We start from the raw sequence: 19,744 nt of genomic DNA on the forward strand, positions 1-19,744 counted from the left end.
CCTCAACTTCATTTTCAATTTCAACTTCAATTACACCCTGAAGTAGTTTGCTTTCATTATTTTTGCAACTGCAATGGAAACAACTAAAAAAGACATACGCGCATTATCAAAAGCACAACTCCGTGAATTTTTTGTCGCGCAAGGCGATAAAGAATTTAGAGGCAATCAAGTTTATGAGTGGCTCTGGAATAAAGGTGCGCATAAATTTGAAGATATGACGAATATCTCCAAAGAGATGCGTCAGGTGCTTGAAGATCATTTTGTGATCAATCACATTGAAGTAGATCAAATGCAACGTAGCTCTGACGGTACCGTCAAGAATGCTGTGCGTCTTCACGATGGCTTGATTGTAGAATCTGTATTGATTCCTACGGCAAAACGTACTACGGCCTGTGTGTCATCTCAAGTAGGTTGTAGCTTAGATTGTAAGTTTTGTGCCACGTCTCGTCTGAAACGCATGCGTAACCTAAATCCTGATGAAATTTTTGATCAGGTAGTGGCCATTGATAAAGAAAGTCGCCTATATTTTAATAGACCGTTGAGTAATATTGTGTTTATGGGTATGGGAGAACCGCTCATGAACTACAATAATGTGCTGAAGGCTATTGATAAAATCACTTCATCAGAAGGTTTGGGCATGTCTCCAAAACGTATTATTGTGTCAACCTCCGGAGTGCCTAAGATGATCAAGAAAATGGCGGATGATGAGGTTAAATTCGGCCTAGCCGTCTCTCTGCATTCGGCGATTGATGAGGTCCGAACTTCTATTATGCCGTTTAACGCCACCTTCCCATTGGCCGATTTAAGAGAGGCTCTGGAATATTGGTATACGAAAACTAAAAATACCATTACCTACGAGTATGTGGTTTGGGATGGCATCAACGATAAGAAAAAGGATGTGGAAGCTCTGATTAAATTCTGCAAGTTTGCGCCAAGCAAGGTTAATTTAATTGAATATAACCCTATTGATGACGGAGAGTTTCAGCAAGCAGATAATGCAGCGATAGACATGTACATCTCTATGTTGGAGGCCCATAATATTACCGTTACGGTAAGACGTTCAAGAGGAAAAGATATTGACGCTGCTTGCGGTCAATTGGCGAATAAGTCTTAAATCCCCTTGGATTTATAATTCAATATCTTGTAAAAATCTAACCGTCTAAAGAATAGTCGATTATTTCTTGACATTATTTGACTTTTCAACTGGTCTTTCTGATCTTAATAATAGCATATCATGGCCATTTTTAGTACGTTTGTTATCAAATTCTACAGGACGACATTCAATTGAAAATTGTTGAACAAATAAAGCTGCCCATTGGATATGAAATGGAACTTTTTGAACAAAAGTTTCTGCTTTCTATGTCTTCAAAAGTGGCGCTTTTAAATCGGATTACCACCTACATCGTTAACAGAAAAGGGAAGCAAATGCGGCCTATGTTCGTGTTTCTTGTGGCCAAAATGGTTAACAACGGGAATGTGAGCGAACGCACCTATCGCGGAGCTGCCGTCATCGAATTGATTCATACCGCCACCTTAGTTCATGATGATGTGGTTGATGATAGTAACAGAAGACGCGGATTTTTCTCCGTCAACGCCTTGTGGAAAAATAAAATTGCCGTGCTTATTGGCGATTATCTCTTGTCTAAAGGCTTGTTGCTCTCCATCGATAATAACGATTTTGATCTTCTTAAAATCATCTCCGTTGCCGTAAGGGAAATGAGTGAAGGCGAATTGCTCCAAATTGAAAAAGCGCGCCAGCTCGATATTACAGAAGACATTTATTACGAAATTATCCGCCAAAAAACAGCAACGCTCATTGCGGCATGTTGTAGTCTGGGTGCGGCATCCGTAAAACCAAACTCTCCTGATGTTGAAACTATGCGCAAGTTTGGAGAACTGATTGGTATGGCATTCCAAATTAAAGACGACTTGTTCGATTATGGCAACGAAGCCATCGGTAAGCCAACGGGTATCGATATTAAGGAACAAAAAATGACCTTACCGCTGATTTACGCCATCAACAATTGCACAAAAAAGGAAAAATCCTGGTTGATCAATTCGGTCAAAAACAAGAATAAAGATAAAAAGCGCGTCAAGGAAGTGATTGCTTTTGTAAAAAGTAAAGGCGGACTTGATTATGCAGTTACAAAAATGATGGCTTTTCAAGACGAAGCCCTACAACTCCTCAATACCTATCCAGAATCTCAATTTAAAGCGTCGCTATTACTCATGGTCAATTACGTGATTGACCGTAAGAAATAGAAATTTTTAGACTTTCGTTTCTCTACTTTCCATACAATTTTTAATTGATCTACTTTTTTTTACAACCTTAGGCAACCTTTTGCCTTAAATTAACGTCTTTATATATAGAAGACCTAATCAGAGCAATTCTTGAAAGTTATCCAATTACATAATAACAACATCCAACTCATTAACAAAGCGGCTAAACATAACCGGGAGGCGCAACATGTGCTTTATGAAACACATGCCCCAAAAATGTTGAGTATTTGTCGCTATTATATAAAGGATCTTCAGCACGCCGAAAATGTGATGCTTAACGGCTTTTTGAAAGCTTTTACCAATTTAAAAAATTTTAAGGATGAAGGTAGTTTTGAAGGCTGGCTTCGAAAAATTATGGTACGGGAAGCCATTTCGTTTTTGAGGCAACAAAAAACTATTGAATTTTCAGTTGAAGATGTTGAAATTGTACACCAGCAGGACAACACTATTGAATCTGACATTGAAGTGGATGAGATTCAGCGGCACATTGATGCATTGCCCGAAGGTTATAAAATGGTTTTTGTGATGTACGCTATTGAAGGCTATAAACATCAAGAAATTGCAACGGTATTGAACATCACTGAGGGCACTTCAAAATCGCAGTTGTTTAAGGCAAAACAAGTGCTACAGCACAAAATTAACACATTAAATAAGCGACACAATGAAACAAGTGAAATGGGAAGATGAGGTAAAAGATGCGCTTGAGAAGAGAGTGATAAAGCCCTCTGAAACCTCATGGAGTACATTATCTGATCGATTGGATGCGTCTGAAAAACGGCAAATCAAACCAATGTATTGGTGGATTGGCATCGCAGCCAGCGTTACGGCGGTATTGCTGATAACGACTATGTTTTTTAGCGGGAATACTCCTGAAATTCAAAATCCAATTCTTGTGGATACACAAGAACAGCGCGATGAGCAAACCTTTGAATTGGATCAACTTCAACCAAAGCAACAAGTGGTGGAGCAAAAGGACCTGCTAAATTCAGCAGATCCTATAGAAGGGAAACAAGAACCAAAACGGTCGATGACCTCCCAAAACACTCAAATAGTTAAGAATAGCCATATAGCACCGGAATCGTCAGTAGTCTCTGAGAATACATTGGAAACTTTGGAAAATCAAAAGGTGACAGAAATTGTGGCTCACTTCGAATATTTAAAACGTCAGGGACAAGCTGTAACCGATGCGGATATAGAGGCGTTGTTGACTAAGGCCCAAAGAGACCTCAATTACCAATCTGCTCTCCATGAACCCAATTATACGGTTGACGCCAACGCACTGTTGCGCGACGTTGAAGCAGATTTGCAGGAATCTTTCAGAAATAAAATATTTGAAGCCCTTAAAAATAGTTATGAAACCATCAGAACTGCGGTTGCCGAACGTCAAAACTAAAGTGCAATAAATTCTTTATAATTAATAAAAAATCTACCTAAACAAAGCTGGAAAATTATACATTTTAATCAACAATCAACAATCAACAATCAACAATCAACAATCAACAATCAACAATCAACAATCAACAATCAACAATCAACAATCAACAATCAACAATCAACAATCAACAACCCGCCCGTACCGAAAAGGTACGTTCGGGCGGGTCACCAATTACCATTTATTATTCATCAATTATCAATCAAAAATCGAACACTATGAACACAATTGTCAAATGTATTGTGCTGGCAAGCTTATGCTTAATTATGGGAAATACGCAGGCCCAAGACACGCTGCAAAAAAACAAAGCTGAACTAAGAATTGAAAGATTAATTCAGTTTAAGGATAGCATCACTCAAAATGAAAAGGCTTCTTTAAAAACAGAAGTTGAGACCATTAATAAGCGTCTTGAAAGAGGAGAGATTACCAAACTGCAAGCAGACGCGTTAAAACAAGAGATGGCGAAAAAGCGCGCCTTAAACATTGAGAATCGGTTAGCTATTGCAGACAGTCAGATAGCGCTTATCAAGCGAAATCCGGAGTATTATGCGGCTAAACAGACTTCAGACACAAATTTTGTGTTTTCTATTGGCTCTAAAAAAATTATGTCATTTGCTAGGGATTCTACCCCAAAATATGATATCCGATCCAGCAATATGCTGCTGTTTGCTATCGGATTCAACAATACGATCATGGACGGCCAAAGTTTAGAGGATTCGCCTTACGAAATTGGAGGCTCCGGCTTTGTAGAATTGGGTTGGATTTGGAGTACGAGAGTGTTGAAAAATTCAAATTTTGTGCGGGTTAATTATGGATTGGCCTTTCAATGGAATAAACTAAGCATCAAGGACAACCAATATTTTGTAGAGAATGGAAAAGAAACTGTTTTAGAAACCTATCCTCTCAACCTGAAAAAATCAAAATTCAGAACCACGAGTTTGGTTGTTCCGGTACATTTTGAATTTGGTCCGTCAAAATTGAAGGATTATGGAGACCGCATCAGATATTTTAATGACAATCAGTTTAAAATTGGTTTAGGTGGGTTTGCCGGTCTAAATTTAAATACGATGCAGAAAGTAAAGTTTAAAGTTGATGGCGACAATCAAAAGGAAAAAGTAAAATCAGATTTTAATACCAATAGTTTAATGTACGGTTTAAGTGGTTATGTTGGGTTGGGCGACTTTAGTATCTATGCGAAATATAATTTAAATACATTGTTCAAAAACCAAGAGGTAGATCAGCGTAATGTCTCTTTAGGACTACGTTGGGCTTTAGATTAAAAAATAGTAAATAGAGTTATTATTCAGTGTTAGTCTTAAAAGTCTTGAATTTTTCAAGGCTTTTTTTTGCTGAACTGCTAGTTTTCTGCTTTGCGTTTTTCCCGATCCTTTTTCCGCTGTTTTCTTCGTTTTTCTCGTTCTTCCCTTCGTTTTTCTTTTTCTAAGGTTTTATTGGCATCGTCTTTGGCTTGCTGAAGCGCATCTTCAAAATCGATATCATCATCAACTTCACCCTTAAAAGCTTTAATCCACGCATTGCCAAAAATATTTATTACTGTTGGCCAAACGCCAGATTCAACTTGGTTTAAGTCGCCTTCAATAGGCACTTTTGTGGCCAAAGTGTCGGTGCGCTGATTTTTAAGTAAAAATTTGAAAAATCCCACAAAGCCCTCCCAGAGCACCCCGATAAATCCATCTTCTTTTCCAATCAGTTTGGAATCTGTCAGCATTGGTTTGATATAGCCTTTTAAATAGCCGTTGGCAATGGCTATTTCGCTATAAAGTTCAAAGGTTCCTTTTTCAAAATCAATACCTGCATAATGGCGCGTAAGATCATTTAGGGCTGTAGCATTAGATGCTTTCAGCGCAAACTCTAAATTCATGTCTGGAATTTCCTTAATCAAATTAATATCGCCATCTAAGGTCATGTTGCCGTTTCCAAAAGTTACCCCAGTGGCATGAATGGGCGAAGGTAATGTGCCTTCTTTTGAAGTGACATTCCGTAAGTTATCGGCGTACAATTCTATTTTTGAAATATTCAAATCAATATTTGGTTCCGCTTGTAACTGCACAAAAGCAAGTTTACCGTTGTGGACCTCAAAGTGGTTGATATCAATAGGAACAATTTCGGTTAAGGCTTTGGTCCAATCGTCAACATCTGCAGTTTCGCCTTCAGATGCTGTTTTTTGATCTTCAAAGATGTAGATAACCTCAGGATTTGTCATGATGATCTCGCTTACAATTTTCCCATTAAAAAGCGATTTCCACTCAATAGAGATATCGTTTTTGGGAAAGTTTAAGAACGGGATCTGAGTTTTGGCGTTGAGCTTGTTCAAATACATGCCATTGATTACATAAGCACCGCGTATTAAAGCAATATCTACATCTTCTACTTGCCCGTAATAGCCTGGAATATCTGCAAGAATTTTATTAAGATTATTTTTGACCAATGTTGGTAAATAAAGTCTAAAAGCCACCAACACTACAACAATAATAAGTAAAATTATATACTTTTTTTTTGTGTAGGCGCTCCGTTTTGTTGCTGTGCCCATAGTTTTTTTATTAAAATTACGAAAATCTTGATGGTTTCAAATTGCGTTGACTAAATTAATTTGTTTACCCTATTTTTACAAAAAATTATAATCTACTTTGATTTCAAGATTCTCCATAGAACAAGTATTTGAAACCGCCCGTGTTGAGGAGGTTATTGGCGATTTCGTCAACCTCAAAAAAGCGGGCAGTAACTTTAAAGGCTTGAGCCCTTTTAGTGATGAACGTTCGCCAAGTTTTGTGGTGAGTCCGGTAAAGCAAATTTGGAAGGATTTTAGTAGTGGAAAAGGAGGAAATGCCGTTACTTTTTTAATGGAGCACGAGCATTTTACCTATCCTGAAGCCATAAAATATTTGGCCCGAAAGTACAATATAGAAATTGAAGAAACAGAGCAAACCAACGAACAGAAAGAAGAAGCCAATGAGCGCGAAAGTCTGTACTTGGTCAATGAATTTGCGAATACGTATTTCCAGAAAATTCTTTATAAAACTGATCAAGGAAAATCCATAGGACTCAGTTATTTTAAAGAACGAGGATTTACGGATGCGACTATAAAAGCCTTTAATCTTGGATATTCTCTTGATGAGTGGCAAGGGTTTACTGATGAAGCTTTAAAAAAAGGTTACCAAATTCAATTTCTTGAAAAAACAGGCTTGACGATTGTTAAGGAGGACAAACGTTTTGACCGATTTAAAGGTCGGGTCATGTTTCCTATCCACAGTATGAGTGGTCGAATCTTAGGATTTGGTGGTCGAATTTTAGGTACCGATAAGAAGGCAGCAAAATACATGAATTCACCGGAAAGTGAGGTGTATCATAAAAGTAAGATTCTTTACGGCCTGTTTCACGCCAAACAAGCAATTGCTAAAGAAGATAATTGTTATTTGGTTGAAGGCTATACGGATGTTATCCAATTTCATCAAACAGGCATTAAAAACGTGGTGGCGTCATCAGGGACAGCTTTATCGCCGGAACAGATCAGATTGATCAATCGTCTGACCAAAAACATAACTGTCCTCTTTGATAGCGATGCTGCAGGTTTGCGCGCATCGGTTAGAGGAATAGATTTGATATTGGAGCAGGGTATGAATGTTAAGGTGTGCACCTTTCCTAAAGGAGAAGACCCGGACAGTTTTGCCAGACAGAATACTTTGGAGGAGCTCTCTGCATATCTGGATGAAAATGCCAAAGATTTTATTCAGTTTAAAGCATCCTTATTAGTTGAGGATGCCAAGAATGATCCTATAAAAAAAGCGGATACCATCCGTGAAATTGTGAATAGTATTGCCAAAATTCCCGATCCGATTAAGCGCGAAATCTATATTAGAGAATGCTCTCATATTATGGATATTAGTGAGCAAGTGTTGTTTACTACTTTAGCACAGATCAATAAAAAAGGGTCTCAAGACCCGGGAAATCAACAGCCACCTGAACAGCGTGCATTTGAGGTAATGCGTACGGAAAAGCCCACTCAAAAGATTAACCATCAATATGAGCTGGAACTTAAAATTATCGAAATCTTATTGCTTTACGGCAATGAAACCGAGCAATTTGAAGATTTGGTGTTGAAGGAAGATGAAAAATCTGGCGAGTTGAAATTAGAGCCTGTTATTCACGAAGCCAAGGTGTTTGAAAAGATATATTTGGACCTTCAGGAGGATGAAATGCAGTTTTCCGATGAAGGATTTAAAAACCTATACTACGTTATCATTGACGCGTTGCACCAATCGAAGGAATTCCAATTAAAAGATTTTATAAATAAGCTCGATCAAAATATGGCTAATGAAGTCACTACTATTTTGATGAATGATGAGCGTTATAGTCTACACGATTGGGAGCGTAACCATATCGTTCCTAAAGAAAAAAAGGAAACCATAGCTCAATTGGTTACACAAACCATATTAAGTCTTAGATGTTTTCTAATTGATCAAAAAGTCGTCGAATACCAATCTGACATTACGCGACCCAATGTGAACACCATGAGCATCATGGAAGATGTAAGAGATTATTTAAGACTCAAAACGCTCCTGTCAAAAAAATTAGGAAAGGTTGTCAGTGGTTAGGTTTAAATTGTCCCCATATGTTCCGCTTGGTGAATTAAATCGACCAAATTGCTCACATTTAATTTCTTAAAAAGTCGAGCTTTATAAGTGCTGACCGTTTTTTCATTGATATCAAGTTCCAAAGCAATTTCCTTATTCTTTTTGCCCGATGAAAGTAGTTTTAAAACTTCCACTTCGCGGGTAGAAAGACGTTTATAGAGCTTGCTTTTCTTGTTGCGTGTATCGTCATAATTTAAGTGTTTGGCCATCACCTCACTCAAATAAATTTCGCCGTTATACACCTTGAGAATCGCTTCTTTGAGAGTCGCCGTGTCTGCCGTTTTAGAAAGATATCCTGCAGCACCAGCTCTGATGGTGCTGATGGCGTAAATTTCTTCAGGTTGGTGACTGAACATAATTACTTTTAACTCGGTATTTTCTTTTTTGATAGCTCTTAACGCCGTAATCCCGTTAAGTTCCGGGAGGTCAATTTCAGAAATTATAACATCTATTGGATAACGTCTAATAAATTCGAAGATCTCTATACCTGTTGCCACTGTGCCAACAACTTCAATATCTGGATCCTTTTCGAAAAGTAGTGTGATGCCTTCTCTAACTATTGGATGGTAGTCCACAACCAGTACCTTAATCATAATATATCATGTATTAGTTAGTAATGTTGGTCGCTATACTAAGATCTGGGGTCTTATCTGTGGAGATGTCTTACGTAAATGTATAAAAAAAAACATAGATTTCACTGATAATTGCTAATTTTCAGTGAATTAACTTACAATAATCAGGACTATTTCAAAAGCAATGGAATTTCGCAAATGGGGATAGGTACCATTTTATGTTGATTAATCCTGTTTAGCCTCGTAAAGAGATTAAAGACTTCGAGTTGTCGCCCTTCAAAATCTTCAGCTGTTTTACCATTTTCGATCATCGTCATGGCCCATTCCAATTCAGGGTAGGAAGCACCAATTTGGTCTTCATCCGTTCTGTCATCACCAAACAACCCATCGCTAGGTGCAGCATTTAAGATAGATTCGACGACACCTAAATGTTTAGCAATGGCATAGACTTCAGATTTCATCAAATCAGCAATAGGGCTTAAATCGACACCACCATCGCCGTATTTGGTGTAAAATCCAACCCCAAAATCCTCTACTTTATTTCCTGTGCCAGCCACTAATAAGCCTTTTAATCCCGCATAATAATATAAGGTAGTCATTCTTAAGCGCGCGCGTGTATTGGCGAGCGCCATATCTACAATGGCTTGCTTGCCATCTAATGACACCTCAGTTTTAAATTCTTCAAAAACAGGGGTGAGATCCACTAAAACCTCTTTCACATTGGTAAATCTCGATTTCAATTGCTGAATGTGTTCTTGACCTCTGGACACATGACTTGGTGGTTGATGTATTGGCATTTCAATACACAACACCTCAAATCCAGTTTTCGCGCATAAAATTGAAGTGACTGCAGAATCAATTCCGCCAGAAATACCAATGACAAACCCATTTACCTTCGCGTTTGTGGCGTAGTCTTTTAGCCATTTTACAATGTGGTCAATAACTTTTTCTGTTTGCATTTTTTGAATGATTTAACACAAAGAATACTACCTTTGTACAACAAAAATAAAGTAATCACCTAAGTAATAAAAATTAAAGACCTTTAAAAATTGCCCATGAAGAATGCTGCTTTTCTAATAGTCCTCTTGCTTTTTCTTAGTGCTTGTAAAGACGATAATCAACTAGAAAATGAAATTTCTAAAATTGATGTCAATGTTACCATAGAACGTTTTGATTTGGTCTATGCCGATGCAGAACCTAAAGATTTGCCAAAATTAAAACAGGAGTATCCATTTTTATTTTCTGAGCGCATTCCTGATTCTATTTGGGTAGAACGCATGCAAGACACGCTGCAGCATGAATTATCGGGTGAAGTGAAATCGACGTTTTCTAACTTCGGCAAAGAGGAAGACGCAATCGTGTCGCTTTTTCAACATTTAAAATATTACGATCGCTCATTTAAAGTTCCTCGCGTCATCACGGTAACCTCTGATGTAGATTATAGAAACAAGACCATTGTAACGGATACGATTGTGCTAATATCGTTAGATACCTATTTGGGATCAGAGCATCATTTCTACGAAGGCATCCAAAAGTTTCTCACCCAGAATATGAAACGCTCCCAAATTGTGAGCGATTTAGCAGCCAATTATGCTGAGCAGTATATTCTTCAAGACAAGCCAACAACCTTATTGGACGATATGGTTTACTTCGGGAAGCAGCTGTATTTTAAGGATAAAATGATTCCGTTTGCCTCTGATGCTGATAAAATTGGATATACCGAAGCGCAATTGGCATGGGCAGGTGAAAATGAAAGCGAAATATGGCGCTACTTTATTGAGCGCGAGTTGCTGTTCAGTACAGATAATACCTTGGCTAGCCGTTTTATTGCCGATGCGCCTTTTTCAAAATTTTATTTGGAATTGGACAGTGAGTCCCCAGGGCGGTTAGGGCGGTATATAGGTTGGCAGATTGTCAGGGCGTATATGAATACTAACGATGTTCCATTCATGGAAATGCTCCAGAAAAATGCCGACGAAATTTTTAATAACTCAAAATTTAAACCTCGTAAATAATGTCAAATACAAAAACCTCTACCATTGAACTCCATGTGGAATTAGATGAAAACAAAGTCCCAGAAAAATTAAGTTGGACGGCGCAAGATGGTGGCATAAATAATGAAGAAGCTAAAGCGATGATGCTTTCGGTTTGGGATAGCAATGCTCAGGAAACTTTGAGAATTGACTTATGGACCAAAGATATGCCTGTAGATGAAATGAAATTATTTTTCCACCAAACTTTGGTTGAAATGAGTAATACGTTTCAGCGGGCTACCCAAGATGAAAAAATGACGGCAACCATGAAGGATTTCTGCGATTATTTTGCAGAGAAACTCGAACTAAAGAAGTAAAAACTATGATGCGCAAACTCCTGTACGTTTTAATATTAGTGATGGTAGTCCTCTTCGGCTATCGTTATTTTTTTAATGATAAAGATGAAACCATATTACAGGAGAATTCTGCGCTCATTCAGGAACAAATCAGGAATGTCAGCAAATTGGTAGTTACTGAAGGGCATTTCAGTCAGGTATTTACCTATAAAAATTCGAAAGCCATTTTTGTAAATTTGGTAAATGTTGAAAAGAAGGCTTTGGTAGTGGTCAATGCTAATGTTACGGTTTCTTATGATTTGAGCCAGATTGAATACGAGCTTGACGAAAAATCCAAGACCCTTAAAATTCTGAGCATTCCAAAAGAGGAGATCAATATCAGTCCTGATTTTGAATATTATGATGTGACTGCCGATTTTCTGAACCCGTTTCAAGCAGAAGATTACAATAAAATCAAAAATAAAGTGAACGCCCAGCTTATGAAAAAGATTGAGGCATCCAACTTAAAAAGCAACGCACAAAACCGATTGATCAGCGAACTGTCTAAGTTTTATATTTTAACCAGTTCCTTAGGGTGGACACTTCAGTACAATGGCAATTCTATCCAATCGTCAGACGAATTGCAGAACATCAAACTATAATTTCTTTTTCAGGCTTAACCAACTGCCACCATTGATGGACTCAATGTTTTTTGATTTTAAAATTTGAGCAGCTTTAGCTGAACGCATGCCACTTGCACAACAGGTTATGATAGGTTTATTTAGTTTTTTTAATTTTTCTACCTGATTTTGTAAGTCGTCTAAAGGCACATGCTTGGCGTTGGCAATATGGCCATTATCCCATTCTCTTTTGGTTCTCACATCCAAAATAATGGCGCCTTTGCTCATCATTTCCTGAACTTGTTGTTTCTTGTCCGTACCAAATAAAAAGTCAAAAAATCCCATAGTTTATTTTTATTTAAATTTACAAAATATCCACCACTCGAAGCAATTTGAGTAAAATTTTAACGATTGAACACTACAGGACAAACCCGCAAAGAAGAAATCATTAAAACAGCCGCAAAACTTTTTAAAGAGAAAGGTTACAGTGCGGTGACTATGCGCGATTTGGCTAAGGCGTTGAACATGAAGGCGGCAAGTCTGTACAATCATATCGATTCCAAACAAGACCTTCTGAAAACCATCATTATTTCGTTGGCGGAAGAGTTTACCCGTGGCATGGAAACTATCAAAAGTTCAGATGTTTCAATAATTGATAAACTACGCGCTATTGTTTCGTTGCATGTCAACATTACCATTCACAATACCTACGGAATGGCATCGCTCAATAATGACTGGATGCATCTTGAAGATCAATTGGAGTATTATTTGTCGCTTAGAAAGAATTACGAAGAGGATTTTGTCGAGATTATAAAATCAGGGATAGAAGCTCGGGAAATTCGCGATTCGAATCCTGAAATTATTATGTTTTCAATATTAACCACCCTAAGATCTTTATACCTGTGGCTCCCAAAAAAGGATGATCTCAATAGAGAAGAACTGGCAAAGAATTTAGGAGATGTACTTATTAATGGTATAAACCATCAAAGCATTACAGAGTAATCCCTGCATCCTTAGTGCAATTAAGTGTACTTTTATCTAAGCACATCTAATCAACACCATCATTGTTTTAACAAAACATATCAAATTTAATTTGTAGTTTTGTCATGTAGACTAACGGTTGTTAGTTAGTTGCTCTCGGTTTACGAAAACCTTTGAGTTATACGAGAAAACGAATTTTAATAGCAGAACTCTTGGTTTAAGAGGGATTTATAAAGGACTATGGCAGAATTCCACAACATTAAAGTTGCAGATATTTATAAAGAAACGAAAGATTGCGTTGTCATTTCTTTCGATGTTCCCGATGCGCTAAAAGAAAAATTTAAGTTTCGTCAAGGTCAGCATTTGACTTTACGAAAGGAACTTAATGGCGAAGATATTCGACGTAATTATTCGTTGTGCTCAAGTCCGTTGGATGGCGAGTGGAAAGTGGCCGTTAAAACCATTCACGATGGTGTATTTTCAAATTTTGCATTTAACGATTTGAAAAAAGGAGATACCCTTGAGGTGATGGCGCCACACGGTGAGTTTACGGTAGATGTGAATGTTGAAGCAAACAACAATTATATCGCCTTTGCTGCAGGAAGTGGTATTACGCCTTTGTTGTCCATCATCAAAACCCATTTGCACGAAGAGCCAGACAGTACCTTTAAATTGTTTTATTTGAACAGGACTGTAAAATCCATTATCTTTAAAGAAGAAATAGAACAGCTTAAAAATGAGTTCTTTGATAGGTTTCAGGTCTTTTATTTCTTGACCAAAGAACAGCGTGATATCCCATTTTTAAACGGTCGATTTGACAAGGAAAAACTAGCCGTGTTGACCAAGTCGTTCATAGATGTGCCTGATACTAATCACGCCTTTATCTGTGGCCCTCAAGACATGATTTTTTTAATTCGCGACGAATTGCAAGCGGCGGGAATGCCTAAAGAAAACATTCATTATGAACTGTTCTTTACGGGAAGTTCTGAAGAAGAAAATAAACAGATTGCCGAAGTTCTAGAGCAAAGAATTGATGGCACACAAGTAACGATTATCGATGGAGGGAAGGAATTCCATTTCATTATGGATGATGATTTCGATAATATACTCGATGGCGCTTTGGCCGCAGGAGCCGATTTGCCTTTTGCCTGTAAAGGTGGCGTTTGCAGCACGTGCAAGTGTCAAGTAAAGGAAGGATCAGTACAAATGAAAAAGAATTACGCGTTAGAAGATAAGGAAGTGGCACAAAATTATGTATTGAGCTGTCAGGCCGTCCCAACCAGTAAAAAGGTGGTGGTCGATTTTGATGTGTAGCTTTTAACACTTAATAATTTTGAGTGCTGTTAATAAAATAATTTGGGCGTTACCCTAAAGGGTCAGGCTTTCGGCAGTCGCTCTCTGCGAGGAGCTCCGACAATGCCTCAATCCTTAACGCAAATCTGAATACAAAATAATAGTTCACTAATACAGAATAAGATGAGTGAAGAACAAATAACCCGCCCGAACGTACCGTTAGGTACGGGCGTTGAAAATTTAGAAGCCCAGTTCGAAGAACGGATCGCAAGAGACGAGAAAATCGAACCTAAAGATTGGATGCCGGAGAAATACCGTCAAACCCACATCCGTCAGATGTCGCAGCACGCGCATTCTGAAATTGTAGGGATGCTTCCAGAAGGCAATTGGATTACCAGAGCACCTTCGTTACGGCGAAAAGTAGCCTTATTGGCGAAAGTCCAAGACGAGGCAGGCCATGGTTTATACTTGTATTCAGCCTGTGAAACTTTGGGGATTTCTCGTGATGAGTTGTACGAACAATTACATTCAGGCAAAGCAAAATACTCTTCCATTTTCAATTATCCCACAGTCACTTGGGCTGATATGGGTGCGATTGGATGGTTGGTAGATGGCGCAGCCATTATTAATCAGGTTCCGCTGTGTAATACATCTTTTGGGCCGTATGCACGAGCAATGGTACGAGTTTGTAAGGAAGAAAGTTTCCATCAGCGTCAGGGTTATGAAATCATGATCAAATTAGCGAACGGAACACCAGAGCAAAAGGATATGGCACAAGACGCCCTTAATCGCTGGTGGTGGCCAAGCTTAATGATGCTCGGTCCTACAGATGCGGAATCAGTGCATACGGAGCAATCCATGAAATGGAAATTAAAGCGTAAATCTAACGATGAATTGCGTCAGCAGTTTGTTGATCAAACCGTACCGCAAGCAGATTTAATCGGACTTACCATTCCGGATCCTGATTTAAAATGGAATGAAGAACGCGGCAGCTATGATTTTGGTGCCATTGATTGGGACGAGTTTTGGCAAGTAGTCAAAGGTCACGGCCCAATGAATAAAGAACGCATGAAAGCTAGAGTAGATGCATGGGAAGGTGGCGCATGGGTACGAGATGCAGCCATGGCACACGCGGCCAAAAACGCCGAACGAAAAGAAAAAGAAGCAGTATAATATAAAATGAAATTGAACTTGAACTTGAAACCGAAATCAATTCAACTTCAAATTCGATTTCAATTTCAATTTCAAATTACAGAGAATTATGTCAACAAAAAATTGGCCACTTTGGGAGGTCTTCGTCAGAAGTAAAAACGGATTGGAACATCGCCACTTTGGAAGTCTCCATGCCGCTGATGCGGAAATGGCGCTAGAGAATGCACGCGATGTCTACACCAGAAGAAATGAAGGTATCAGCATTTGGGTGGTTGAATCCAAGAACATTACAGCCTCCAATCCTGAACACAACGGCGAAATGTTTGAACCGGCCCAAGATAAAGTCTACCGCCATCCTACGTTTTACGAGTTGCCTGACGAGGTGAAATACATGTAAATAGATTAACGATTGACGAATTAAGATTTTTGATTTCAGAAGTTTAAAATCAGCAATCAAAAATCATCAATCAACAATATTATAGATAGAATGAATAATACCAATCTGTATCACTATATCCTCGGCATCGCCGATAATTCCTTAATCCTCGGGCAACGCATGGGCGAACTGTGCGGTCACGGGCCAAGTTTGGAAACGGATATTGCCTGCACCAATATTTCACTCGATTTATTCGGGCAGGTGCGCAGCTATTACAAATATGCCGCTAAAATTGCCAATGACGGTCGTACGGAAGATGACATTGCGATGCTGCGTAAGGAGCGTGATTACGTCAACGTGTTATTGGCAGAACAACCCAACACCGATTTTGCTTACACCATGGCGCGTCACTTTTTATTTGATGTGTATCACTTTTTGTTCTTAACCGAGTTACAAAAGAGTAAGGATCTGACGTTGGCGGCCATCGCCACAAAATCGCTTAAAGAAGTGAGTTATCACCAACGTTTTTCAACAGATTGGATCAAGCGTTTAGGTGACGGTACTGAAGAAAGTCACCAAAAAATGCAAAACGCCATCAACGATTTGTGGACCTATACTGACGAATTATTCCATCAAACAGATGCAGATAAAGCGATGGTTGCAGAAGGTATCGGTGTAGATGTCACCAAATTAAAAGCGGCTTACTATGAAAAAGTGAATGCAATTTTAGAAGAAGCCACCTTATCAATTCCTGAATCCAAGTACTTCCAAAAAGGAGGTAAAATAGGCATCCATACGGAACATATGGGCTATCTATTAACTGAATTACAATACATGCAACGCACGTATCCTAATATGGAATGGTAGGAGATTGCTGATTGTTGAATTACGATTGACAATTTTAGAAGACTTCATAAATCAAAAATCGGCAATCAACAATCTTAAATAATTTATGATCACAACCCAACAACATATCGACCCAAAACTGATCGCGATTCTGGAAACAGTATCCGATCCGGAAATCCCTGTGCTTTCTATAATGGACATGGGTGTGGTGCGGTCTGCAATTTTTGAGGGCGCCATTGTAGAAGTACAGATCACCCCAACATATAGCGGATGCCCTGCGATGGATGTTATTGGAGACGATATTAAAAAAGCATTACAAGAAGCTGGCTACAAATCAGAGGTGGAATTAATTTTAACGCCTGCTTGGACCACCGATTGGATTACACCAAGAGGGAGAAAAGCCTTGGAGGATTATGGTATTGCTGCGCCTTTGGGGGCTGAAGCAGATAAAGACGTGTTATTGCACGGCAAACGCTTGGTTAAATGCCCACAATGTGGCTCGATAAACACAAAAATGGTGAGCCAATTTGGTTCTACGGCCTGTAAAGCACAATTCCAATGTGAGGACTGTCTAGAACCTTTTGATTATTTTAAATGTTTGAAATAAAATATAATAATGAATACTGATTCATGAATACCGAATCAAGAATGTGGAATTGATTTCATTTCAAAATTCGGAAATTCAAAATCGATATTGATATCAAAAAAATATGAATTCAATTTTATTAGAAATTAAAAACGGAGTAGCAATCATCACGCTTAATAGGCCTGAAGTGTTTAACAGTTTTAATCGTGAAATGGCGTTCAGGCTTCACGATGTTTTGGATGCTTGTGAAAGCAATGATGAGGTCAGAGCAATTGTTTTAACCGGAAATGGAAAAGCATTCTGTGCGGGTCAAGATTTAAAAGAAGTGACCACACCAGAACTCAATCCTGGATTTAAAAAAATTCTTGAGGAACATTACAATCCGATCGTCACCAGACTTCGATCTATTAAAAAACCAATTATCGGTGCCATTAATGGTGTAGCAGCAGGTGCCGGAGCAAATATCGCTTTGGCTTGTGATATTGTGGTTGCCCATGAAAAAGTTAGTTTCATTCAGGCTTTCAGCCTTATTGGGCTCGTTCCTGATAGTGGCGGCACTTTCTTTTTACCGCGACTCATCGGATTTCAAAAAGCCTTGGCATTGGCCATGTTAGGTGATAAAATATCGGCAGAAGAAGCAGAAAAAATGGGAATGATTTATAAAGTCTTGCCTTTAGAAAGTTTTGAAGAGGAGGTCAATCAGCTTGCCGTAAAACTCGCCAATATGCCAACCAAAGCCTTGGGCATGATTAAAGAGTTATTCAACAAGTCCATGACTAACGATCTCGAAGCGCAATTAGCTTTAGAATCTAAATTGCAAATAGAAGCCGCTCAAACAGACGATTATTTGGAAGGCGTTACTGCTTTTGTAGAAAAGAGAAAACCAGAGTTTAAAGGTAGATAAGTATTGAAGATTGTTGATTGAGGATTGCTGATTTTAGAAGTTAGAATTTCTGAAGAATTAAATGATGATAAAAAAATATGAGACCAAATCAATTAGAAGAACGGCTTATTCAATTCGCAATTAATGTGATCTTGATATGTAAAAAGATCGATAATTCTTTTGCATCGGAACATCTAGCAAAACAATTGATAAGATCTGCAACATCAGCAGCCTTGAATTATGGTGAAGCGCAGAGTGGCGAATCAACTCGTGACTTTCTACACAAGATGAAAATCTGTTTAAAAGAATTACGAGAATGTCTAATCAATATGAAGATTCAACATGGTGCTAATCTTATCTCCGATAATGAATCTTTAAATATTTTATTAAAAGAAAATAACGAATTGATATCCATATTTGTTGCCAGTGTTAAAACGGCATCATCAAAATTAAAATCTTAATTTATTTATGAGACTTTACTTCAAAAATCAACAATCTTCAATCAACACTCTTCAATGATGCAGGTCGGAATTATAGGTAGTGGCACTATGGGAAGCGGCATCGCACAAGTGGCTGCAACGTCAGGGTGTCTAGTTAAATTATATGATACCAATCAAGATGCATTAGATAAGGCGAAACATGCATTAGAAAATATTTTGTCAAGATTGGTCACAAAAGGGCGGATTGAGGAATCCGATAAAACGCGAATTCAAAACAACATTTCCTACGTCGATACGCTAAAGGATTTATCAGATTCTGATGTAACTATTGAAGCGATTGTAGAAAATTTGGACATTAAGAAAAAGGTGTTTTCTGAATTAGAAACTTATGTGTCTGATGACTGTATAATCGCCTCAAATACCTCAAGTTTATCCATTGCTTCTATTGCAGCATCCTTAAAAAAACCAGAACGTTGTATTGGAATTCATTTCTTCAATCCCGCACCATTAATGCAATTGGTAGAGGTAATTCCTGCTATTCAAACTTCAAAAGAGGTGATAGAAAAAGCAACTAAAATCATCAGCGATTGGACAAAAACAGTTGCCGTTGCAAAGGATACTCCTGGGTTTATTGTGAATAGAGTCGCACGTCCTTTTTACGGTGAAGCATTAAGAATTTATGAAGAAGGCATTGCTGATTTTGCAACCATAGATAAAAGTTTAAAATCATTAGGAGGATTCCGTATGGGACCTTTTGAATTAATGGATTTTATTGGGAATGACGTCAATTACACCGTCACGGAAACCGTATTCACCGCCTTCTATTTTGACCCAAGATATAAACCAGCCTTCACTCAAAAACGTTTTGCAGAAGCTGGTTATTTAGGAAGAAAATCAGGAAGAGGCTATTATAAATATGATGATAAAGGCGCTCTTGTAGCACCGATTTCCAACGTCACTCTGAGCGCAGTCGAAGAGTCTCAAAAAGCACAACAAATTTTCGACCGTGTGTTGGTCATGCTGATCAATGAAGCTGCTGATGCCTTACATATGAATGTTGCTTCCGCAGAAGATATCGATAACGCCATGACCAAAGGGGTAAATTATCCAAAAGGTTTATTGGCGTGGGCTAATGAAAAAGGTATCGATTGGTGTGTTTCCAAAATGGACGAATTGTACAATGAGTATCATGAAGACCGTTACCGTTGCAGCCCGATATTGCGGAGGATGAGTAGACAAGATTTGAGGTTTTTTGATTAACGATTGCAGATTTTTGAAGTATGGATGATCACTTCAAAAATCAACAATCGTTAATCGACAATC

General features: G+C 38.3%; 22 protein-coding genes. 18 read left to right on the plus strand and 4 right to left on the minus strand.

Annotated features, from left to right (window positions below):
* Positions 1-73 precede the first annotated feature (73 nt).
* From rlmN to ES711_RS12965, 5 genes are all read left to right on the plus strand, one after another.
* Positions 74-1,114 carry a 23S rRNA (adenine(2503)-C(2))-methyltransferase RlmN gene (gene rlmN, locus ES711_RS12945; RefSeq protein WP_146893725.1) on the plus strand — a complete coding sequence of 347 codons (1,041 nt, stop codon included), beginning with the start codon at positions 74-76 and terminating at the stop codon, positions 1,112-1,114.
* Positions 1,115-1,284: 170 nt separating this feature from the next.
* Positions 1,285-2,262 (plus strand): polyprenyl synthetase family protein, encoded by a 978-nt coding sequence (locus tag ES711_RS12950; RefSeq protein ID WP_146893726.1) that lies wholly within the window; start codon positions 1,285-1,287, stop codon positions 2,260-2,262.
* A gap of 129 nt (positions 2,263-2,391) precedes the next feature.
* Positions 2,392-2,967, plus strand: a complete 576-nt coding sequence (locus ES711_RS12955) for an RNA polymerase sigma factor (RefSeq protein WP_146893727.1) — start codon at positions 2,392-2,394, stop codon at positions 2,965-2,967.
* Entirely contained in the window at positions 2,942-3,673 is a 732-nt protein-coding gene (locus tag ES711_RS12960; protein WP_146893728.1) for a hypothetical protein, read from the plus strand. The genes ES711_RS12955 and ES711_RS12960 overlap by 26 nt, the downstream gene beginning before the upstream one ends.
* Positions 3,674-3,930: 257 nt before the next feature.
* On the plus strand, positions 3,931-4,992 hold the full coding sequence (locus ES711_RS12965) for a hypothetical protein (RefSeq protein ID WP_146893729.1): 1,062 nt from the start codon (positions 3,931-3,933) through the stop codon (positions 4,990-4,992).
* Positions 4,993-5,069: 77 nt separating this feature from the next.
* Here ES711_RS12965 and ES711_RS12970 read toward each other — a convergent pair whose 3' ends face one another.
* Positions 5,070-6,263, minus strand: a complete 1,194-nt coding sequence (locus ES711_RS12970) for a DUF748 domain-containing protein (protein WP_146893730.1) — start codon at positions 6,261-6,263, stop codon at positions 5,070-5,072.
* Positions 6,264-6,360: 97 nt separating this feature from the next.
* Between ES711_RS12970 and dnaG the strand changes: the two genes are divergently transcribed.
* Positions 6,361-8,325: a DNA primase gene (gene dnaG, locus ES711_RS12975; protein ID WP_146893731.1), complete on the plus strand. Its 1,965-nt coding sequence runs from the start codon at positions 6,361-6,363 to the stop codon at positions 8,323-8,325.
* Positions 8,326-8,327: 2 nt separating this feature from the next.
* Here dnaG and ES711_RS12980 read toward each other — a convergent pair whose 3' ends face one another.
* Together ES711_RS12980 and nadE are read right to left on the minus strand one after the other, a co-directional pair.
* A complete protein-coding gene (locus ES711_RS12980) occupies positions 8,328-8,957 on the minus strand; it encodes a response regulator (RefSeq protein ID WP_146893732.1) in 630 nt (209 codons plus the stop codon).
* A 149-nt stretch (positions 8,958-9,106) separates the two neighbouring features.
* Positions 9,107-9,895: an NAD(+) synthase gene (gene nadE / locus ES711_RS12985; RefSeq protein ID WP_146893733.1), complete on the minus strand. Its 789-nt coding sequence runs from the start codon at positions 9,893-9,895 to the stop codon at positions 9,107-9,109.
* 96 nt (positions 9,896-9,991) lie between these two features.
* Here nadE and gldB point away from each other — a divergent pair, with 96 nt between their 5' ends.
* Genes gldB through ES711_RS13000 form a run of 3 tightly spaced genes read left to right on the plus strand, consistent with a single transcriptional unit; the run spans position 9,992 to position 11,906 of the window.
* Positions 9,992-10,951 (plus strand): gliding motility lipoprotein GldB, encoded by a 960-nt coding sequence (gene gldB, locus ES711_RS12990; RefSeq protein WP_146893734.1) that lies wholly within the window; start codon positions 9,992-9,994, stop codon positions 10,949-10,951.
* Positions 10,951-11,286: a gliding motility protein GldC gene (gene gldC / locus ES711_RS12995; protein ID WP_146893735.1), complete on the plus strand. Its 336-nt coding sequence runs from the start codon at positions 10,951-10,953 to the stop codon at positions 11,284-11,286. The genes gldB and gldC overlap by 1 nt, the downstream gene beginning before the upstream one ends.
* Before the next feature lie 8 nt (positions 11,287-11,294).
* Complete coding sequence (locus ES711_RS13000) at positions 11,295-11,906, plus strand: DUF4230 domain-containing protein (RefSeq protein ID WP_146893780.1); 612 nt, start codon at positions 11,295-11,297, stop codon at positions 11,904-11,906.
* Here the strand turns inward: ES711_RS13000 and ES711_RS13005 are convergent.
* Entirely contained in the window at positions 11,901-12,209 is a 309-nt protein-coding gene (locus ES711_RS13005; RefSeq protein WP_133757335.1) for a rhodanese-like domain-containing protein, read from the minus strand. The two genes, ES711_RS13000 and ES711_RS13005, sit on opposite strands and share 6 nt — an antisense overlap.
* A gap of 66 nt (positions 12,210-12,275) precedes the next feature.
* On the opposite strand from ES711_RS13005, the gene ES711_RS13010 reads away from it, so the two are divergent.
* The 9 genes from ES711_RS13010 to ES711_RS13050 all read left to right on the plus strand — a co-directional run bounded on the left by ES711_RS13010 (position 12,276) and on the right by ES711_RS13050 (position 19,681).
* The gene (locus tag ES711_RS13010) at positions 12,276-12,866 is read left to right on the plus strand and encodes a TetR/AcrR family transcriptional regulator (protein WP_146893736.1); all 591 of its coding nucleotides are present in this window, start codon (positions 12,276-12,278) and stop codon (positions 12,864-12,866) included.
* Positions 12,867-13,085: 219 nt separating this feature from the next.
* Positions 13,086-14,159, plus strand: coding sequence for a 1,2-phenylacetyl-CoA epoxidase subunit PaaE (gene paaE / locus ES711_RS13015; RefSeq protein ID WP_146893737.1), 1,074 nt, complete (start codon positions 13,086-13,088; stop codon positions 14,157-14,159).
* Between the two features lie 162 nt (positions 14,160-14,321).
* Positions 14,322-15,311 carry a 1,2-phenylacetyl-CoA epoxidase subunit PaaA gene (gene paaA, locus ES711_RS13020; RefSeq protein WP_146893738.1) on the plus strand — a complete coding sequence of 330 codons (990 nt, stop codon included), beginning with the start codon at positions 14,322-14,324 and terminating at the stop codon, positions 15,309-15,311.
* A gap of 88 nt (positions 15,312-15,399) precedes the next feature.
* Complete coding sequence (gene paaB / locus ES711_RS13025; protein ID WP_133757339.1) at positions 15,400-15,687, plus strand: 1,2-phenylacetyl-CoA epoxidase subunit PaaB; 288 nt, start codon at positions 15,400-15,402, stop codon at positions 15,685-15,687.
* Between the two features lie 90 nt (positions 15,688-15,777).
* Positions 15,778-16,533 carry a 1,2-phenylacetyl-CoA epoxidase subunit PaaC gene (paaC, locus tag ES711_RS13030; protein ID WP_146893739.1) on the plus strand — a complete coding sequence of 252 codons (756 nt, stop codon included), beginning with the start codon at positions 15,778-15,780 and terminating at the stop codon, positions 16,531-16,533.
* Between the two features lie 85 nt (positions 16,534-16,618).
* Positions 16,619-17,119 (plus strand): 1,2-phenylacetyl-CoA epoxidase subunit PaaD, encoded by a 501-nt coding sequence (paaD, locus tag ES711_RS13035; protein ID WP_146893740.1) that lies wholly within the window; start codon positions 16,619-16,621, stop codon positions 17,117-17,119.
* Positions 17,120-17,222: 103 nt separating this feature from the next.
* Entirely contained in the window at positions 17,223-18,002 is a 780-nt protein-coding gene (locus ES711_RS13040) for an enoyl-CoA hydratase-related protein (RefSeq protein WP_146893741.1), read from the plus strand.
* A 77-nt stretch (positions 18,003-18,079) separates the two neighbouring features.
* Positions 18,080-18,442, plus strand: coding sequence for a four helix bundle protein (locus tag ES711_RS13045; protein ID WP_146893742.1), 363 nt, complete (start codon positions 18,080-18,082; stop codon positions 18,440-18,442).
* A gap of 57 nt (positions 18,443-18,499) precedes the next feature.
* Positions 18,500-19,681 carry a 3-hydroxyacyl-CoA dehydrogenase NAD-binding domain-containing protein gene (locus tag ES711_RS13050; RefSeq protein WP_146893781.1) on the plus strand — a complete coding sequence of 394 codons (1,182 nt, stop codon included), beginning with the start codon at positions 18,500-18,502 and terminating at the stop codon, positions 19,679-19,681.
* Positions 19,682-19,744: the final 63 nt, after the last annotated feature.

This window comes from Gelidibacter salicanalis, from assembly GCF_007997285.1.
Taxonomy (GTDB): Bacteria; Bacteroidota; Bacteroidia; order Flavobacteriales; family Flavobacteriaceae; genus Gelidibacter; species Gelidibacter salicanalis.

What these genes read in the sequence shown, in the direction of transcription:
- ES711_RS12960 (WP_146893728.1), top strand. Translation starts at nt 2,942, where the DNA reads ATGAAACAAGTGAAATGGGAAGATGAGGTAAAAGATGCGCTTGAGAAG.
- paaD (WP_146893740.1), top strand. Translation starts at nt 16,619, where the DNA reads ATGATCACAACCCAACAACATATCGACCCAAAACTGATCGCGATTCTG.
- nadE (WP_146893733.1), bottom strand. Translation starts at nt 9,895, where the DNA reads ATGCAAACAGAAAAAGTTATTGACCACATTGTAAAATGGCTAAAAGAC.
- ES711_RS12965 (WP_146893729.1), top strand. Translation starts at nt 3,931, where the DNA reads ATGAACACAATTGTCAAATGTATTGTGCTGGCAAGCTTATGCTTAATT.
- paaC (WP_146893739.1), top strand. Translation starts at nt 15,778, where the DNA reads ATGAATAATACCAATCTGTATCACTATATCCTCGGCATCGCCGATAAT.
- paaA (WP_146893738.1), top strand. Translation starts at nt 14,322, where the DNA reads ATGAGTGAAGAACAAATAACCCGCCCGAACGTACCGTTAGGTACGGGC.
- rlmN (WP_146893725.1), top strand. Translation starts at nt 74, where the DNA reads ATGGAAACAACTAAAAAAGACATACGCGCATTATCAAAAGCACAACTC.
- ES711_RS12980 (WP_146893732.1), bottom strand. Translation starts at nt 8,957, where the DNA reads ATGATTAAGGTACTGGTTGTGGACTACCATCCAATAGTTAGAGAAGGC.
- ES711_RS13005 (WP_133757335.1), bottom strand. Translation starts at nt 12,209, where the DNA reads ATGGGATTTTTTGACTTTTTATTTGGTACGGACAAGAAACAACAAGTT.
- ES711_RS12970 (WP_146893730.1), bottom strand. Translation starts at nt 6,263, where the DNA reads ATGGGCACAGCAACAAAACGGAGCGCCTACACAAAAAAAAAGTATATA.
- ES711_RS13045 (WP_146893742.1), top strand. Translation starts at nt 18,080, where the DNA reads ATGAGACCAAATCAATTAGAAGAACGGCTTATTCAATTCGCAATTAAT.
- ES711_RS13000 (WP_146893780.1), top strand. Translation starts at nt 11,295, where the DNA reads ATGCGCAAACTCCTGTACGTTTTAATATTAGTGATGGTAGTCCTCTTC.
- gldC (WP_146893735.1), top strand. Translation starts at nt 10,951, where the DNA reads ATGTCAAATACAAAAACCTCTACCATTGAACTCCATGTGGAATTAGAT.
- paaE (WP_146893737.1), top strand. Translation starts at nt 13,086, where the DNA reads ATGGCAGAATTCCACAACATTAAAGTTGCAGATATTTATAAAGAAACG.
- gldB (WP_146893734.1), top strand. Translation starts at nt 9,992, where the DNA reads ATGAAGAATGCTGCTTTTCTAATAGTCCTCTTGCTTTTTCTTAGTGCT.
- ES711_RS13050 (WP_146893781.1), top strand. Translation starts at nt 18,500, where the DNA reads ATGCAGGTCGGAATTATAGGTAGTGGCACTATGGGAAGCGGCATCGCA.
- ES711_RS13040 (WP_146893741.1), top strand. Translation starts at nt 17,223, where the DNA reads ATGAATTCAATTTTATTAGAAATTAAAAACGGAGTAGCAATCATCACG.
- paaB (WP_133757339.1), top strand. Translation starts at nt 15,400, where the DNA reads ATGTCAACAAAAAATTGGCCACTTTGGGAGGTCTTCGTCAGAAGTAAA.